The sequence below is a fragment of the Actinoallomurus acaciae genome (assembly GCF_042429965.1).
GTDB classification, from domain to species: Bacteria; Actinomycetota; Actinomycetes; order Streptosporangiales; family Streptosporangiaceae; genus Actinoallomurus; species Actinoallomurus acaciae.
On record NZ_JBHLZP010000169.1, the window covers coordinates 1 to 15725 of the forward strand.

Annotated in this window: 16 protein-coding genes and 3 pseudogenes; 10 read left to right on the forward strand and 9 right to left on the reverse strand. The window is 69.1% G+C overall.

The features are described 5' to 3' along the window. Nucleotides 1-1534: LuxR C-terminal-related transcriptional regulator (locus ACFFNX_RS22440; protein WP_378205505.1), on the forward strand; the 1534-nt coding region annotated here is incomplete at its 5' end. A 3-nt stretch (nucleotides 1535-1537) separates the two neighbouring features. Here ACFFNX_RS22440 and ACFFNX_RS22445 read toward each other — a convergent pair. Beyond that, a complete protein-coding gene (locus ACFFNX_RS22445; RefSeq protein ID WP_378205508.1) occupies nucleotides 1538-1708 on the reverse strand; it encodes a sulfotransferase in 171 nt (56 codons plus the stop codon). Between the two features lie 60 nt (nucleotides 1709-1768). On the opposite strand from ACFFNX_RS22445, the gene ACFFNX_RS22450 reads away from it, so the two are divergent. The 3 genes and pseudogenes from ACFFNX_RS22450 to ACFFNX_RS22460 form a co-directional block, all read left to right on the forward strand. Further along, entirely contained in the window at nucleotides 1769-2185 is a 417-nt protein-coding gene (locus tag ACFFNX_RS22450) for a DUF5709 domain-containing protein (RefSeq protein WP_378205511.1), read from the forward strand. A gap of 48 nt (nucleotides 2186-2233) precedes the next feature. Further along, a complete protein-coding gene (locus tag ACFFNX_RS22455; protein ID WP_378205514.1) occupies nucleotides 2234-3070 on the forward strand; it encodes an alpha/beta fold hydrolase in 837 nt (278 codons plus the stop codon). A 22-nt stretch (nucleotides 3071-3092) separates the two neighbouring features. Further along, a pseudogene (locus ACFFNX_RS22460) lies at nucleotides 3093-3164 on the forward strand (molybdopterin-dependent oxidoreductase); the annotation flags it as partial. Nucleotides 3165-3175: 11 nt separating this feature from the next. Here the strand turns inward: ACFFNX_RS22460 and ACFFNX_RS22465 are convergent. Genes ACFFNX_RS22465 through ACFFNX_RS22480 form a run of 4 tightly spaced genes read right to left on the reverse strand, consistent with a single transcriptional unit; the run spans nucleotide 3176 to nucleotide 6917 of the window. Continuing rightward, nucleotides 3176-3904 carry a DUF305 domain-containing protein gene (locus ACFFNX_RS22465; RefSeq protein ID WP_378205517.1) on the reverse strand — a complete coding sequence of 243 codons (729 nt, stop codon included), beginning with the start codon at nucleotides 3902-3904 and terminating at the stop codon, nucleotides 3176-3178. Beyond that, on the reverse strand, nucleotides 3901-5376 hold the full coding sequence (locus ACFFNX_RS22470) for an LVIVD repeat-containing protein (protein WP_378205520.1): 1476 nt from the start codon (nucleotides 5374-5376) through the stop codon (nucleotides 3901-3903). The genes ACFFNX_RS22465 and ACFFNX_RS22470 overlap by 4 nt, the downstream gene beginning before the upstream one ends. 33 nt (nucleotides 5377-5409) lie before the next feature. Next, a complete protein-coding gene (locus ACFFNX_RS22475) occupies nucleotides 5410-6084 on the reverse strand; it encodes a haloacid dehalogenase type II (RefSeq protein WP_378205523.1) in 675 nt (224 codons plus the stop codon). Between the two features lie 53 nt (nucleotides 6085-6137). Then, complete coding sequence (locus tag ACFFNX_RS22480) at nucleotides 6138-6917, reverse strand: SDR family NAD(P)-dependent oxidoreductase (protein ID WP_378205526.1); 780 nt, start codon at nucleotides 6915-6917, stop codon at nucleotides 6138-6140. Between the two features lie 255 nt (nucleotides 6918-7172). Between ACFFNX_RS22480 and ACFFNX_RS22485 the strand changes: the two are divergent. Together ACFFNX_RS22485 and ACFFNX_RS22490 are read left to right on the forward strand one after the other, a co-directional pair. Next, nucleotides 7173-7268 (forward strand): annotated as a pseudogene (locus ACFFNX_RS22485) (DUF2510 domain-containing protein); the annotation flags it as partial. Nucleotides 7269-7487: 219 nt separating this feature from the next. Next, entirely contained in the window at nucleotides 7488-8330 is an 843-nt protein-coding gene (locus ACFFNX_RS22490) for a M48 family metalloprotease (protein ID WP_512699859.1), read from the forward strand. Between the two features lie 25 nt (nucleotides 8331-8355). Here the strand turns inward: ACFFNX_RS22490 and ACFFNX_RS22495 are convergent, their stop codons facing one another. Genes ACFFNX_RS22495 through ACFFNX_RS22510 form a run of 4 tightly spaced genes read right to left on the reverse strand, consistent with a single transcriptional unit; the run spans nucleotide 8356 to nucleotide 12194 of the window. Further along, a complete protein-coding gene (locus ACFFNX_RS22495) occupies nucleotides 8356-8820 on the reverse strand; it encodes a hypothetical protein (protein ID WP_378205529.1) in 465 nt (154 codons plus the stop codon). Beyond that, nucleotides 8808-9251, reverse strand: coding sequence for a hypothetical protein (locus ACFFNX_RS22500; protein WP_378205532.1), 444 nt, complete (start codon nucleotides 9249-9251; stop codon nucleotides 8808-8810). Before ACFFNX_RS22500 ends, ACFFNX_RS22495 begins: the two co-directional genes overlap by 13 nt. Next, entirely contained in the window at nucleotides 9248-9949 is a 702-nt protein-coding gene (locus ACFFNX_RS22505; protein WP_378205535.1) for a hypothetical protein, read from the reverse strand. The genes ACFFNX_RS22500 and ACFFNX_RS22505 overlap by 4 nt, the downstream gene beginning before the upstream one ends. Beyond that, nucleotides 9939-12194, reverse strand: a complete 2256-nt coding sequence (locus tag ACFFNX_RS22510) for a hypothetical protein (protein ID WP_378205537.1) — start codon at nucleotides 12192-12194, stop codon at nucleotides 9939-9941. Before ACFFNX_RS22510 ends, ACFFNX_RS22505 begins: the two co-directional genes overlap by 11 nt. Nucleotides 12195-12495: 301 nt before the next feature. On the opposite strand from ACFFNX_RS22510, the gene ACFFNX_RS22515 reads away from it, so the two are divergent. The 4 genes and pseudogenes from ACFFNX_RS22515 to ACFFNX_RS22530 all read left to right on the forward strand — a co-directional run. Continuing rightward, nucleotides 12496-13788: a hypothetical protein gene (locus tag ACFFNX_RS22515; RefSeq protein ID WP_378205540.1), complete on the forward strand. Its 1293-nt coding sequence runs from the start codon at nucleotides 12496-12498 to the stop codon at nucleotides 13786-13788. Then, the gene (locus tag ACFFNX_RS22520; RefSeq protein ID WP_378205543.1) at nucleotides 13785-14105 is read left to right on the forward strand and encodes a hypothetical protein; all 321 of its coding nucleotides are present in this window, start codon (nucleotides 13785-13787) and stop codon (nucleotides 14103-14105) included. Before ACFFNX_RS22515 ends, ACFFNX_RS22520 begins: the two co-directional genes overlap by 4 nt. A 45-nt stretch (nucleotides 14106-14150) precedes the next feature. After that, a complete protein-coding gene (locus ACFFNX_RS22525) occupies nucleotides 14151-14735 on the forward strand; it encodes a 3'-5' exonuclease (protein WP_378205546.1) in 585 nt (194 codons plus the stop codon). Nucleotides 14736-14737: 2 nt separating this feature from the next. Beyond that, nucleotides 14738-15725, forward strand: a pseudogene (locus ACFFNX_RS22530) (hypothetical protein); the annotation flags it as partial.

The following is a 15725-nucleotide window of genomic DNA, read 5'->3' on the forward strand; positions in this document are numbered from 1 at the left end:
CCGCGTCAAGGCGCGTGCGGGTGCGTTGGACGCGGCGCGTGACCTGCTGGGCACGGCCGAGGCCGAGCCGCTCACCGACGTCCAGCAGGCGGGCGTCGACCTCGTACGCGCGCAGCTCGCCTTCGTCACGAGCCGAGGCAACGACGCGCCGTCGCTGCTGCTCAAGGCCGCCCGGCGCCTGGAGCCGATCGACGTCGACCTCTCCCGCGCGACCTACCTCGAGGCACTGTCCGCCGGGATCTTCGCCGGCCGCCTGGCCAGTCCCGGCAGCGGCGTCGCGGAGGTCGCGCGCGCCGCGGGCACGGCATCGCGGCCGGCACACGCCCCGCATGCACTCGACCTCCTCCTCGACGGTCTCGCGGCGGACTACAGCGACGGATACGCGGCGGGGCTGCCGATGCTCCGCGCCGCTCTCGACACCTTCGGCGTGGGGATGTCCGCCGAAGAAGAGCTGCACTGGCTCTGGCTGGCGTCCGTCACGGCGATGCGGATCTGGGACGACGACCGCTGGGAGGCCCTCTCCGCCCGGCACGTCCAGCTCGCGCGCGAGGCCGGGGCCTTCAGCGAGCTGCCGCTCGCCCTGACCTCCCGTGCCTACGTGCTCATGTTCGCGGGCGACCTGGCCGCCGCCGCGTCACTGGTCGACGAGGCGGGCGCCGTCATGGAGGCGATCGGCGGGAACCTCGCCCCGTACGGGGCGCTGGGTCTGGCGGCGCTGCGTGGCGACGAGGCCGAGGCGCTCGCGCTGGTCGAGGCGACCAGAGAAGACGTGACCCGGCGCGGAGAGGGGGTCGGGATCACCTTCGCCCAGTGGGCGAACGCCTTCCTCAAGAACGGTCTCGGCGACTACCGGAACGCCATGGCCGCGGCACTCGACGCCGTCGGCTACGAGAAGGACACCGGCTCGATGTTCTGGGCGGTGGTCGAGCTGATCGAGGCCGCCGTACGCAGCGAGACGCACGAAACGGCGGCCGACGCGTACCAGCGGCTCGAAGAGATGACCGGCGCCAGCGGCACCGACTGGGCACTCGGCCTCCAGGCGCGGTCGCTCGCGCTGCTGAGCGAGGGCGACGAGGCCGAGGCGCTCTACCGCGACGCGATCACCCGCCTGGGCCGGACCCGGCTCCGCGTGGATCTGGCACGCGCGCACCTGGTGTACGGGGAGTGGCTACGCCGGGAGCGCCGCCGCGCGGACGCCCGCGAGCACCTGCGCACGGCCCACGAAATGCTCGCGGAGATGGGCCTGACGGCCTTCGCCGAGCGTGCCGGGCGCGAGCTGCGGGCCACGGGCGAGACCGCGCGCCGCCGCACCGTCGCCGCCCGGCACGAGGGCCTGACCGCGCAGGAGACCCAGATCGCGCGGCTCGCACGCGACGGGCTCTCCAACCCCGAGATCGGCACCCGGCTGTTCATCAGCGCGCACACGGTCCAGTACCACCTGCGGAAGGTCTTCGCCAAGCTCGACATCACCTCGCGCAGCCAGCTCGACCGAGTGCTCCCCGCCGAGCCCGCGAGCGTTCGACGTCCCCGTTGACGCTCAGCGGTGCGGGTCGCGGGTGCTGAGCACCGCCTTCGCCTCGGGCCACGCCTCTCGCAGTGCACGCCGGAAGACGGCACTCGGAAAGTCCACGGCGGCGCTCACCCTCTCGGACCGGACGGCCGGTGCCGTCCAGATCGCATCAAGCCATTCTGAAGAACGCCACCTCACACTCTCGACGGACGGCTCTCGCGGTCGTCTTCCGTCCTGTCTTCATTCCCGAGGTGCGCCATGTCCGCTGATGAGAACGTCGACCCCGCCCTGCTCTCGCCCGAAGAGAGCCTCGACGACGACGAGCTCGGCGACATCGAGGCCGGGTACACCCCGTACGACCGGCCCCTGGGCCTGACCGCCTGGGGCATCACCGAGCGTGAGCTCGGCACGCGGGAGGACCTGGACCACCGTCTGGCGCGTGAGGAGCCCGAACCGGCGGATCCGGAGACCGACGGGCTCGGCGACACCTCCGGCAGCGACGGCGAGCTGATCGATGACCAGGCCGGCGCCGCGCGCGCGGGCCGGCTCGTCGCCCGGGACGCCGAGCCCGACCCGCGTTCGGACTTCTGGGCCGAGGACGTGGGCGTCGACAGCGGTGCCGCCTCGGCGGAGGAGGCGGCCGTCCACGTCGTGCCGGACGAGGCCGGCGGCTGAGCCGTCCACCCGACCACCGAGAGAACAAGCGTCAAGGAGAGATCGCGCATGCCGTACGTGACCGTTGGCGAGGAGAACGGCGCACCCGTCGAGCTGTACTACGAGGACCACGGGTCCGGGCGCCCCGTCGTGCTGCTCCACGGCTGGCCCCTGTCGGGCCGCTCGTGGGAGAGACAGGTCCCGGCGCTCGTCGAGGACGGGTACCGGGTGATCACCTGTGACCGGCGCGGGTTCGGCCGGTCCTCCCAGCCCTGGGATGGCTACGACTACGACACGCTCGCTGCGGACCTGAACATGCTCATCGAGCGGCTCGACCTGACCGGCGTGACGCTGGTGGGCTTCTCCATGGGGGGCGGCGAGATCGCCCGGTACGTCCGGACCTACGACAACGGGCGGGTCGCCAAGGTGGTGTTCGCGGCGGCCAATCCGCCGTTCTCGCTCCGTACGGAGGACAACCCGGACGGCGGCCTGGACGAGGCCGCCGTGGACGCCTTCCAGGAGGGGATACGCGCCGACCGGGTCGCCTTCGTCGACCGGTTCATGACGGGCTTCTTCGCCGTCGGCGACCGTACGGATCTGGTCAGCGAGCAGTACCGGGCCCACACCGTCTCCATCGCCGCGTCCGCCTCGCCGAAGGCCCTGCTGGACTGCGCGAGGATCGCGTTCACCACCGACTTCCGCGACGACCTCAAGGCGCTCACCGTGCCGACCCTGGTGATCCACGGCGACTCCGACCCGGTCGTACCCTTCGAGACCACCGGCAGGCGCACCGCCGAGGCCGTCGAGAACAGCAGGCTCGTCCTGGTCAAGAACGCCCCGCACGGGCTCAACGTGACCCACGCCGACCTCTTCAACGCCGAGTTGCTGGCGTTCCTGCGTTCCTGACGGCGGGCAGGATTCTGACCCCGACCACGGCGGTCCGGCCCGCCTGCTCGTCCCGCACCTGTACTTCTGGAAGGCGGCGAAGTGGGTGCGGGGCATCGAGGTGTCTCACCTCGGCGGACATGACCACCGCCGGGTGGCCGGCGCCGGACCGGGCCAGGTCAGTGGCAGTGGTTTGGCCCCGCGGGCGCTGAGCAGCTGCCCCATCAGGGCGTTCTCCTGGGCCTGGTGGATCGCCATGGCGCCTGCGAGCGCCCGGACCGCCGACAGCCTCGCGTGCTCGCGGGCGTCGATCGCCATGCCGATTCCGCCGGTGTGGTGGCGCACCATGAGCTGAAGGAACAGCACGTCGAACCGCTTGCCGTCGGCGGAGGCCAGGCGGCCGAGATCGGCCTGCGTGGCCATCCCGGGCATCGTCGGTGCCATCCGGCCGTGGGGCGTTCGCGTGTCCGTCTCCGTGGATGAGGAGGACATCGCCATCCAGGCCATAGGCGGTCCGGAAGGAAGCTGAGGGGCGTTCCACAGCGTGAGCCAGCCGGCCATGGTCCCTCGCTCCTGCGTCTGCGTAGCGAGGATCTGCCGGGCGATGAGCCGGATCGCCGGTGTTCGGCTGCGGTCGACCGCCTCTTGCGCCATGAGGACGGCCTGGGCGTGGTGGACCGACATGCTCTGGCAGAAGCCGATGTCGACGGCACCCGGTGACGCCGGTGCGCGTGCGGACCGGCGGCCGCTCAGCAGGCCGGCGCCGAAGGCCACGGTCAGGACGAGAAGACCGGCGAGGATCCAGTGGCCGGGCCGCCGCCTCTCACGCGCTGGTCCGGCGTCGTGTTCGCTCACGATGAGGCCGTGTAGTTCAGCGCGAGGAAGCCGTTGTCCTGACAGGTGACCCAAAGCTGGTCCGGGCCGTTGAACGCGGCCGGAGAGCTGCACCAGTCGGTGGTCATGTCCGGGTGGAGACTGCCGAAAAGGGTGCCGAGGCGGAGATCGCCGGGATCGAGTGCGTCTGGTGAGTAGACGAAATACGTGTGGGGTGAGTTGGCCAGCGCAAGGCGGTTGACCAGTCCGGTCTGCGCCTTGGGGTCGTAGTATCCGAGCTCACGGGGGTCCTGGAGGTCCCGTATGTCGTACAGGCGGATGCCGGACTGCCAGTAGCTGCACGCCAGCCTGGTCGGATCGACGGGCCTGTCGACTGTGCAGTAGTGGGCGTCGTAGCCGAAGATCCCGTCTCCTCCCTCGTCGGCCTCTCGCGTCGCCTTCTCCGAAGGCTGGTCGATCTGCAGTCGATATTCACGGACGAGGACAGGCTCGGCGGGGTCGTCGATGTTGATCAGCCGGACACCGCCCGTACCCGCCTCATCCACGGCGAACAGGTAGCGGTGGCCCTGATCCGTGAAGTTGATGGTGTGCTGGGAGAACAGGCCGTCGGGCCAGGTGAGCTGCCCGATCTGGCGGATCTGGGGCAGCGGCCTGCGATCCTGGACGTCGCCGATGTCGAGCACCTGCACCCCGGCCGGGGCGATCGTGGTGGCGTACATCGTTCTGCCGTCGGGGCTGATGGAGAAGCCGTGGTTCGTCAGACCCACCGGGCTGACGTCGATGACCTTCGGAGTGGCAGGGGCGGACACGTCGATGGCCGTGACATCGCCGATGCCGTCAGTGGCGTAGTACGTGTTGCCGTCGGGGGCGAAGCCGCCCTCGTGGCCCAGTACGGCCGTCGGTACGGGCAGCCCGCTGTGCCCCAGGCCGTTGAGCGGCTTCGGATGGGCGCAGTCGTCTTTGATGCTGTACAGGTCGAAAAGGAGTCCGCCGGCACCTGGCGGGGCCTGAACCCCGGTGGCGGCGAGGTATCCATGCACCGGATCGACCTTCAGCGACTCCCACGTCCCGCTGGCGAAGGCGGGACTGTTCAGGCTCTCCACGAAACGCGGACGGGCCGGATCCGTCGCGTCGATGACCTGAACGCCGGGATGCGTCGTCAGCTCTGAGGCCGGGAGGAACGAGCCAAAATACACGCAATTGTGGTAGGTGGCGTTGATGAATCCGGCACCCTGGCCCTGGTACTGGCCGGCCAGGGTCAAATTGCAGTGGTACCCCTGCGCCGAACGTCCGCTCTTCCGGTCCGCCAAGGGTATTCGGCCCTGAACCCCGTCTTCGGGGGATGATCCCGGACCGCACACCGCCGGCGCGATACCGGAATCCGGTGCCGTGTCGGCGCTCGACGCCTGTGCGGGAAGAAGCAGCAGACTTACCGCGATCACAACAACCGCAGCCATCGGCCGCCCTCTACGTCGTACCGGCTGAATCGTCATCGTCGAACCTTCATCCAGGACCTGTGAAATGAGCTATTGGACGTCGACCGCGATGATCTGGTCGACGACCTCGGAAAGGTCGGCACCGACGATGTCGGGTCGGCTGCCGAGCGGGCTCGGCACCATGCCCGGGCGGGCGACGAAGGCCGCCTTGCACCCGGCCGCGAGCGCTCCGGAAACATCCCATGCGTGCGCGGCGACCAGGCGAACGTCCGAGGTGTCGACATCGAAGGCGCGGGCGACGGCGCGGTAGGGCTCCGGGGCGGGCTTGAGCCGCTTGACGCTGTCGGCGGAGATCACGTCGTCGAAGTACTCGCGGAGTCCGGCATTGGTCAGTTGCGCCTCGGCGACCTCCTCGAGCGAGTTCGTCAGGGCTACCAGCGTGAGGCCGGTGGAGCGCAGTCGTCGCAGTGCGCCGGAGACCTCCGGATGAGCCGGCAGCGAACTCATGCGGTGCACGATCGCGTCGGCCTCATCCGCTCCGATGGTGCGCCGGTCTCGCGCGGCGAGCATGCGCAGTGCCGCGTGTTGTGCGGTGGTGAAGTCCACGTACTCGCCGGTCAGCCCGCCGACGAACGACAGCTGGAGCATCTGCGCGAACCACTGTCCACGCAGCGCGGCGGAGCCCAGCAGGTCTTCGAACGCGTCGTCGAGTGAGCTGAGGTCCAACAGGGTCTCGTTGACATCGAACGCGATCACCTTTGTCATTGCCTGTCTCCTTGTGCATGCGGTACCGGTGGGGCCATGTCGAGGCGGCCCGGCTACGCGTCTGAACGGGGGAGCGGGTCCGCGACGTCCCAGATCTGTCCCGTCGCTTCGCTCGGCAGCCGTTCGAGCAGTGACCCGGCCGATTGTTCCGGTGTTATCAGGGTGCCTTCGGCGTGGGAGCGGCTGAACCGCCGGTGCAGGGCCGCACCGATCCGGTCCGGGTCCTGGCCGCGGATCCATGCCTGCATCGCGGTGTCGACGGATCCGGGGCGGAAGGCGTTGACGGTGACGCCACTGCCGGCCAGCTCGGCGGCGAGATTGAGAGTGTGCGCCTCAAGGGCCGCCTTGCCGGTGACGTAGGCGTTGCCGCCGATCATGGATGCGGGCCGGGAGACGATGCCGCTGGAGACGTTGACGATGCGTCCCCACCTCTGGCCGAGCATGGTGGGGAGCAGGGCGAAGGTCAGTGAGGCGACGGCGACGACGTTGATGGCGATCGCGGCCGCCCAGCGAGCGGGGTCGATCTCGGTACTGGGGCCGAGCGGCCATACGACGGCGGCGTTGTTGATGAGGATGTCCACGCTCCCGAGCTCGTCACGGGCGCGTGCCACGCTTTCGGCGAGTTGGTCGGGGTCCGCGACATCCGCGGTGATCGGCAGTGCGGTGCCGCCGAGCTCGCGGATGAGGTCGGCGCCCGCGGTGAGTTCGTCGCGAGAGCGTGCGACCAGCGCCACGCGCGCACCGGCCTTGGCGAGTTCCAGCGCGGTCGCGCGCCCGATGCCGCGTCCGGCACCGGTCACCAGTGCGGTGTGCCCGTTGAGTGAGATGGTCATACGGGTTTAGCGGTCGCGTGATGCGCCGGTCTTACCTCCGCGGCCGTGTGATTCGTACGCGGATCGGGACGCGGTTCTCGCGTCGTGTCAGACCGGGTCCGGTCGCCCGCACGCTCCCGTAGGTGGCGGAAGCCCGTCTTGGGGACCCCCGCCAATCCGTACCGCCCTGCGGTGGGGGTGGCGTCCCTTGGCGTCTCGCGCCAAGATTGATGTCTGCTTCAGGTCGAAGATGCCCGCCGAGGGGGAGGATTCTTGGTGGCCGACCAGCCCCCCGCAGGGTGGTATCCGGACCCGAGCGGGCGACCGTTCGAACGGTATTGGGACGGCAGGGCATGGACCGCCGGCGCTCGTGGCACACCCCAGGGCCGGATCGCGTCGCCGGTGTCGCCTTCGGGGCCGCTCGCAGGTGCCCGCCCGCGAGCGGCCTTGCCCGCGCTACCACGTGGAACACCAGCGTCCGCACCTGGTGAAGCCGCTCCGACGTGGACGCCCGACGGCGGAGCGGCATCGACCCGCCCGGAAGGGCATGTGTCAATACCCTCGATGCGTCCTGGGCTCGGATCGATCACGGTGGCCTTGACCGCGCTGATCCCGGCGTTGGTCGGAGCGCTGACGATCATGGTGCCGATCGCGTACGGATCAAGCCTGGTCTGGCCGGTATGGGGGGCGGGAATCCCGTTCGTCATCTGGGCGGCCGGCGCGGTGCTGGCCGCCTGGCCGCTGGAGAGGATCCAGCGCTCCTTGCACGGCTACCGCGACCCGACCACCGATGAGCTGCGTCGGATCAAGGAGCCGGCTCGCCGTGCGCTCCATCGCACCGCCGTATCCGCTGGACGCATACGGCTGATGATCGTGGATGCGCAGGAACCAAGCGCCCCGGCAACGGCCGGCCGCACCGTCGTCGTCACCTCGTATGCCGTGAGTTCACTGCCATCTGATCGGCTCGAGGCGGTGCTGGTACATGAGCTGACCCATCATCTCGGCCTGTACACCGTGCCGGTGTTCTGCCATACCCAACTGATGCTGCCGGTCCGAGCCCTGCGGTGGCTGCTCGCCCGGATCTGGCGTCCGGTACGGCGGACGTGGCAAGTGGCGGTGTCGTGGCACACGCCGTTCGGATTCCTGGTGACGTTCCTGCTCGCGATCGTCGCGGCGACGGCGATCGCCGTGTCGGCCATTCCGGCGTGCGTCGCATTCGTGGGCGCCGCGTTGTCCCGGGTATCAACCGACCGGGCCGAGTTCCAGGCCGATACCGCCGTGGCCGGCCTCGGCCTGGGCCCCCAACTACTGGCGGCGCTGGAAGCGGCCATCGAGGCCGGTCACGTCCACAACGATCGCATCGGACGCCTGCTCGCCCTTCCCCCTCTCGAGATCCGCCGCGCCCAGCGCCTGCGCAAGAGGCTCGCGCACTGACGCAGACGTCCATCCGCCCCATGCATCAGGCGATGAGCTGATCAGCCAGCGCACGGGCCTGAGCGAGAAACCCGCTGAGGCCGGCAGCATCAAGCTCTTCATCACTGACCAACTCGCTGAGCAGGAAGACCTGCGCGCGGGCCCTGGTCTCCTCCTCCACCTCGGTAGCAATACCGTCGCCGAGGGCGCGCCGGATCAGGACCTCTGCCGTATGCGGATCAATCGCGATGGCGTCGTCGAGAAGCCGGGCACGCGCAGTGGCGACGAAGCGGATGATGCCGGAGATCGTCCAGGTCGGAGAGAAACGCCGGCGGACCGCGACGGCGAAGGCTGCGTAGACCAATTCGCCGTAGCCCTCCGCGTTACCTGCTTCGACGAGCTGCCTGGTCAGCCGCTCCGCCTTGTCAGGCTCAGGCGCGAGGAAGGCGCGCAATGCCGCGATCTGCTCATCACCATGTCGATTGCCGTCGACTCGCGTCACCTTGTCCATTCGTCGGCCAGCTTGCGAGCCTCGACCAAGAACTCATCCAATCCAGCGTCGTCGAGTCGCTCATCGGCGATCAACGCGTACAGCAGGATGATCTGGGTTTGAATTTTGGTCTGAGTGTCAAGATCGTCGATGTCCTCATCGGTGAGAATCGCCAGGATGAGACGTTCGGCGACACGTGGCTCCAGCTCGTCAGCCTCCTTGAGGTGACGGGCCCGTACGTCGGCGACGAACTCGACCACAGCGGCGGTTGTGCCGCTCTGGGCGAACCTACGGTCGACTGCTTCAAAGAACGCAGCCGTGAGGAGCGCTGTGTAACCGGTCTGGGCAGCGGCCCGATCGAGTTGTCCGAACAGCCGCTTGTGGCCGTCGAAGTCACCCGCCAGGTACGCCCGCAGGGTCGCTACCTGATCAGTAGTCACCGGCATCGTCATACACCTTTCCTCTGCCTTAGCGTCTCACGGCCTCTTCGGAAGATCTCGCCGAGCACGACACCAGCAGCGATCAACGCGGTTGCCGCATCCCCCGCGCTGACCCCCTCGTGCGGTGCTGGGATCACCTCCGGCCCTGTTCTCGTTTCCGGATGGCCGGTCGGCGGACGCTCGAAGATCTGGTCCACGCGGTTGACGACCTTTCCTACGTCGTCGAGGACCTCGTCGCCGGATTCGTAGATCTTCCGGCGGGCTCTCTCCGCCCGGGACTGTTTGTCGTCTTCCATCTTGACCAGCTCTGCGCCGGTCGGCAGGTCCCCGCCGATGTCCGGCCCGCCGGTGATCCAAGCTGCCTCGGCACCTTCACTCGACGGCTCGCCTTCGACGGAGAGTTCACTCCCGGGTTCGTCCGTCCCGGCCGTCGCGGTGCTGTCGTGCGGAGCGGCTCGGCCGTCAAGCCTCTGTTCTCGTCCACCGGCATCACCGGACTCTTCGGTGTCAGGCTCTTCCTCGCGTACTTCGTCGGTGGTCGGCGTGCCTTCGTTTGCGGCGGCTGCGCCGTTGCGGCTGTCGGCGCGGGAGGGATAGCCGTCGGTACCGGGTCGGTCCGGCGGGGGCGGTGGGCGGCGGTCGGCTGCGGGCTCTTCCTCGACAGCTTCGATGCTCGCGTCGGAACCGCCGTCGGTGTGGTCAACGCCCATCGCTCGTTCCCGATTGACCATCTCCGCGGCCGAACAGTGGGGGCGGGCCCTGCCGGCCGTCATCGTCTGCCTCCGGGCGTGCCTTGTGCGGCGGCTTCCTGCGCGGCCAGGTCTGCCCGGCCTGCCGGTCCTGTTGCTGGTGCTCGGGTGCGGTACGAGGGCCGGTCTGGTAGCCGGGCGGCGGTCCGGGTGCGTAGGGCAGTTGCGTACGTGGTGGCTCGACGGCGGGTGGCGCGGCCCACTGGGGCGGACGCGGCATCCCCGCCTGGCCGGGCGGGGGCTGGGCGTGTTGGGCTGAGCGGTGTGGTGGGGGTTCGGGGAGTGGGGTGGTGGCGACGCGGTCGAGGGTGACGATGGCCGGGTCGCATTCGACGGGGGTGATTTTCCGGCCGCCTTCGGGGCGGGTTTCGACGAGGAGGAGGGCGTGGTCGGGCAGATGCTGCAGGGTGAGTGGCTCGACCGCGTATTCATGGACCCGTTGAGCGGTGTCGGCGTCGCTCCAGTTCGTACCCGTCGCATAGGAATAGGCGCTGGACCAGTTACGGGATACCGCTCGGCTCTCGCCGCGGGTGTCGGTCTCGCTGGTACCGCCGCCGCGGGTGCGGGAGTCGCCGGTGTTGGTGGAGCGGTCGGCGAACAATCCGAAGCCGCCGGATCGGGTCGTGCCGGCCGAGCGGGTGGTGCCCCAGTTGGTCGAGGTGCCGATCGAGGTGGACAGGCTGATGGTGTCGGAGTCGCCGGCTCCGGTGGTGTCGGAGTCGGTGTGGGATTCGTTGCCGCCGACGTTCTTGGTGATCTGGGAGAGCACGAACTTGTGGTCGCGGCCGATGAAGTCGGCCGCGTGGGTGGCGTCCTCGTGGTTGCCGAGCCGCATGAAGGCGACCGCGCCGCCGCCGATCATCTCCGCGCCGACCTCCCGTAGCCGCCGGTACAGCAGTGTCAGTGGCACGCCGCGGCGTTCGCAGGCGTCGGAGAGGCGTTCGAGGTGGCGGCGGGCCAGTTCGTCGGCGCCGGCGACCACGACGGATGGGCGGGGGTTGCCGGAGGCGGCGACGCGGTGGGTGACCCACTGCACGATCAGGTCGGTGAGCAGTTCGGAGCGGACGTTGCGGGCGTGGCTGTCCAGGGCGATGCAGGTCAAAAAGCCTGAGGGCCGGTCGGTCTGGTCGGCGCCGAGTTGTTCGATCGGGTGGATGTAGGACTCGATCCGGGACAGGTTGGCGTGCGCCTGGCGGCGGTATTCGACGCTGAACAGTTCGTGCGCGATGTGGCGCCGTTCGTCGCGGTCCAGTGCGGGGGACTCGTCGGGTTCGCCCATCAGGGCGCGCAGGGCCGCGCCGATCCGGGCGAGGGTCACGTTCTCGCCGAGTTCGTCGCAGACCTTGGTCAAGATTCGGTCGTCCATGCTGCGTTCGGCGCGTGCGGTCTCCGGGCTGCCGCCGTACATGGACTCCACGATCGCGTCCACCAGTTCACGGGTCCCCAGGCCCGAGAGCAGACTCGATTGGGGCAACTGGGCGGGCAACAGTTGGGTGTCGACGTCGATCCGCGCGGCGCGGGCGAGCGTCGCCAGTTCTCCGCAGACCAGTTCCCGGGACAGGTCGATCACCAGCAGCGGTCCGGTGAACAGTGCGGAGGGCCCGTAGGTGCTCAACAAGGCTTCCCAGCCCCACAGCGTGCCGCCGAACACATCGAGGCGCTGCCGCGAGAGCGGGCGAGGGACCGCGCCCCATTCGTGGCGGGCGTTCGCCGCGCCTTGTTCGTTCGCCGCGTGGTGATGCCGCCGGGCCCGCCAGTCTCGCATCGCCGTCTCGTACGCCTGGTGGGTTTGGCGCCGGGCCAGCTCGTACGCCTCGCGGGCGTTGCGGCGCGCGGACACCGCGATGCCGGTCAGCACGGCGCCGGGGGCCAGGCAGATCAGCGCGAGAACGAGCGAGCCGAGCGGTACGGGTGTCTTGCCCAGGGAGTGGGCGCCGGCCGCGTACGCCGAGAACGCCGCAAGGACCACGAACGCGCTGATGCTCAGCGGCAGCGTCCGGGTCAGCCGCTGCCGCGCCGCCTGTTCGGTCGCCACGACCTGCTGATGCAGGTATTCGGGCAGTCGCTGCGGTTGCGGCCCTGGTTCGGTGAACGGCGTGTAGAACGACCAACGGTCACGGAAAACCCAGCCCAGTCGCGGTTCCGGGGAGAACAGCAGAGAACGCCGCTCCAGCAGCGACTGCCGATTGACCGGCTCGACGGTCATGACAGCAAAACCCCCGTGCCTCCAGATCGCCCGTCCTTGACAAACATGTCTGACTAGCCCCGGTCACCAAGCCAAGCAGAGCGATAGCGGACTTGTCACCCCTTCTGTTTGGAACAAGCGCTTCCTATTAGGCAATGCCCTCAATAACCTGGCCCTCTGCCGAGTGGCGTCAATCGCGTCACAAGGTCACGTTCTTGAGGAGGGGAGCGGATGATCGGGCCGGTCGGCCAATCGAGTGTTCTGCCCCGAGCCGCCCACTGCGTCGAGCCGGAGCAGCGATCGGTACGACCACGGGTGCGCCATGCCCGTTGATCGCATCGGTGACACCGAAGATGTCGAGGCGGCCGAAGAAGAGCCTGAACATGACCGGCGTCCTCCACCCGACCGTCCTGGCGCGGAGGGCGTCCCCTCCCGCGCCGACAGTCGCAAGGGCGTCGCTCAGGCGAACAAGGCCGCAGGCGTAGAGGCGAGTGAGGAGCCGGAGACCGAGCAGCCAGAGCGAGACTCCGCAAAGCCGGTTTCCGATACCGCGCACACGGATCTCGCCGAGGCCGAAGACGCCGACCAATCCGGGGCCCCTCAAACCGTTGGCGGGATGCCGCGCGAAACGCGCCGTGAACCTCCCGATGAGCAGGCGGGCGAAGAGGACCTCACCGACGTACCTGACCGGGCCAAGCGAGCACGCCCCGAGGTCGAAGAATCGGGTGCACGGGCGGAGGTCACCGCCGAGCAGCGTTCGTCTGACATCTGGAGGCCCCAGGACGGCCAGCCCGCCATCTGGACATCCGTTGATCAGCCGACCGGCTCGCCGGGCACGGCCGAGACGACGAGCGATCGAGAGGACCGGCTGGACGCGGCCGCGGAGCGACCGCCGTATCCCGAGGTCACCGATCGGTCGGATTACGCATTCACGGACCGCGAGTACGCCTTCGCCGGCGTTTCACCGCAGCAGGCATGGGACATGCACGAGCGCCGCGCGCCTCTTGGGACAGGACCCGAACAGTGGGCCGCGTGCGTGGGCGAACTGCACGAGGCGCTCGCGGCCGAGGGCATCACCGACGCCGACGTACGCCTCAAGGGCTCGGCAGCGCGGTTCTGTTCGGAGAACCCGAAAAAGTGGTTCCCCCAGACCGAGCACGATCTGCGCGCCAAGGTCGCCGACCACTACCGGAACGCGCCGCAGGAGGAGCGGGCGCAGCGCGTGGAGGACGCCGCAGTGACATATCGGGAGGCAGGCTTCGCTGATGATGGCCGCAAACCCGCCGCACCGTTCTTTGACGGCATGTACAAACTCGACACGACCAACGAGCTGAGCGACTACGACTTTCAGCTCGCCAGCGACGGCCTGGCCGAACGCTTCCAACAGCTCGAGAAGGCGGATCCGAGGACCGGATGGCGGTCCGATCACGGCGGTCATTACAAGCATCGGCATCTGGAACGTGTCGCCCCGGCACTCCACGCCTGGGCCGGACGCTGGGAAGGCATTTTCGGGCGAGAGGTCACGATCGCCACGTTCGATCGCCGAGGACCGTCGACGGGACTGCATGACAGCGACTGGAAAGTGATCGAGCCTGAGGAGCAGACCGACCGATGAGCATCAAAACGCTGTTCGACTTTCGCTTCACCGCCGATCTCGACGGCTACCACGTAGGCCTCCTGCGTGAGGCGACCGGGATGCGGATCGGTGACACCGACGACCTGTCCAAGGACACCCCGGGGAAGGGGCAGATAGCGCCCGGCGTCAACATCCACCTGTGGCGGCCGGGCAGCGAACCCGACGACTGGCAGCTCGACGCGACCACCCGCGAAGATGACTACGACACGGCGGCCGTGAGTGCATGCCGAGAGCGGCTTTTGAAACTGCTCCCACGGATCGCCCAGACCTGGGAGGAGAAGACCTCCGCCGAGTAGGAGCGCGGGGTCCAAACGCCGCAGCAGTGATTGGAGGGGATGCCGGTGGCCGGTCGTGAGACGTACGTGTCGGTCGACGTGGAGGCCGACGGGCCGATTCCCGGTCCGTACTCCATGCTCAGCTTCGGCATGGCGGCGTGCGGAGTCTTCGACGGAGTCGAGTTCACCGCGAATGATCCTGCCGAGCGGACGTTCTATACGGAGCTGAAGCCGATCAGCGACACCTTCGACCCCGACGCGCTGGCGGTCAGCGGGCTTGATCGGGACCGGCTCACGAACGAAGGCGTCGATCCGGCCGAGGCGATGAACGCCGCGTCCGCGTGGGTGAGTGAGATCGCCGCAGGTGCCACGCCGGTTCTGGTGGCCTACCCGCTCGCTTATGACTGGATGTGGCTCTACTGGTACTTCGTACGGTTCGCCGACGCCGGTTCGCCGTTCGGGCACTCCCGCCATCTGGACATCAAGACTCTGTACGCGGCCAAGGCCGGTGCGCGCATCGCCCGTTCGACGAAGAGTCAGATGCCGGCCGAGTTGCTGCCGCAGCGCCCGCACACGCACAACGCGCTCGATGACGCGGTCGAGCAGGCCGAGCTGTTCCAGAACCTGATGACCTGGCCCGGGAAGGACTGACCGTGGCCGAGTCGGTGTGGGAGGTCGTGCGGGACGTCCCGGCGTGCCGGTTGGCCGAAGTCCCGCGACGCCGGTTGACCGACGACACCGAGGACGGCGGACGTGATGAGGGGCGGGACCAGCGGCTGGCGGCGTTGGTGTCGGCGTACCACGGTGGCGACCCGGCGCTGGTCGGCTGGCGGCGGGCGAGTGCTGCCGGGCCGGTGGAGGTGTTCGTCGGTGGCCAGGGGCTGGTGACCGAGGCGGAGGCCGGCCGCGCGGCGTTGAGTCTGCCGGTGGGCGGGCACGGCCAGGTGCTGCGGCCGGGTGCGGTCGCCGACGTGATGCGTGATCTGCCGTCCTGGGTGCGCATCGGCGGGGTCACCGATGGGCTGCTCATCGATGATCAGCCCGATGGTGAGGGGCCGGTGGCGCGGCCGTCGCTGGAGGATTGTCTGCTGTCGGTGTGGACGCAGCCGTTCGCGTGGCTCCTACTCGCCGAGCCCGTGAACACCGAGGAGACCAGGCGGCTGGCGGATGACGTCGCCGACCGCGCGTTCACAGCGCAGTCGATGGCGGAGCGTTCGCCGGAGAACGCGGTCGAGGCGGCGCGGCTGGAACGGCGGCATCGGGAGTTGCGGCAGGCCGCGACGACCGGGTTGTGGCGCGTGCACCTGCTGGCGGGTGGGATGAGCCCGCAGGCGGCGGCGCGGGTGGCGGCGCTGGTCTGCGCGTCGGCGGATCTGGACGGTTTGCCGTACGCGCTGGTCCCGCTCCCGGACGAGGCGTCACTGAACGCGGCGAGGCCGTTCGAGGCGTCGAGCCGGTTGGTCGCGGCGCTGGCTCGCCCGCCGTTGCGTGAGGTGCCCGGGGTCCGGTTCGTCGTACGGCCGGAGTTCGATGTGACTCCGGAGACGGCTGCGGGCGGCGTGCAACTGGGGCGGGTGCTGGACCGTAACCGTGCGGACGTCGGGGTGTTGTCGGTGCCGCTGGAGAGCTTGAACCGGCACA

Bases quoted from the DNA above. Each gene is read 5' to 3' on its own strand.
- ACFFNX_RS22450 (WP_378205511.1), top strand. From the start codon at position 1,769: ATGTCCGCTGATGAGAACGTCGACCCCGCCCTGCTCTCGCCCGAAGAG.
- ACFFNX_RS22455 (WP_378205514.1), top strand. From the start codon at position 2,234: ATGCCGTACGTGACCGTTGGCGAGGAGAACGGCGCACCCGTCGAGCTG.
- ACFFNX_RS22470 (WP_378205520.1), bottom strand. From the start codon at position 5,376: ATGACGATTCAGCCGGTACGACGTAGAGGGCGGCCGATGGCTGCGGTT.
- ACFFNX_RS22475 (WP_378205523.1), bottom strand. From the start codon at position 6,084: ATGACAAAGGTGATCGCGTTCGATGTCAACGAGACCCTGTTGGACCTC.
- ACFFNX_RS22480 (WP_378205526.1), bottom strand. From the start codon at position 6,917: ATGACCATCTCACTCAACGGGCACACCGCACTGGTGACCGGTGCCGGA.
- ACFFNX_RS22495 (WP_378205529.1), bottom strand. From the start codon at position 8,820: ATGGACAAGGTGACGCGAGTCGACGGCAATCGACATGGTGATGAGCAG.
- ACFFNX_RS22500 (WP_378205532.1), bottom strand. From the start codon at position 9,251: ATGACGATGCCGGTGACTACTGATCAGGTAGCGACCCTGCGGGCGTAC.
- ACFFNX_RS22505 (WP_378205535.1), bottom strand. From the start codon at position 9,949: ATGGGCGTTGACCACACCGACGGCGGTTCCGACGCGAGCATCGAAGCT.
- ACFFNX_RS22510 (WP_378205537.1), bottom strand. From the start codon at position 12,194: ATGACCGTCGAGCCGGTCAATCGGCAGTCGCTGCTGGAGCGGCGTTCT.
- ACFFNX_RS22515 (WP_378205540.1), top strand. From the start codon at position 12,496: ATGCCCGTTGATCGCATCGGTGACACCGAAGATGTCGAGGCGGCCGAA.
- ACFFNX_RS22520 (WP_378205543.1), top strand. From the start codon at position 13,785: ATGAGCATCAAAACGCTGTTCGACTTTCGCTTCACCGCCGATCTCGAC.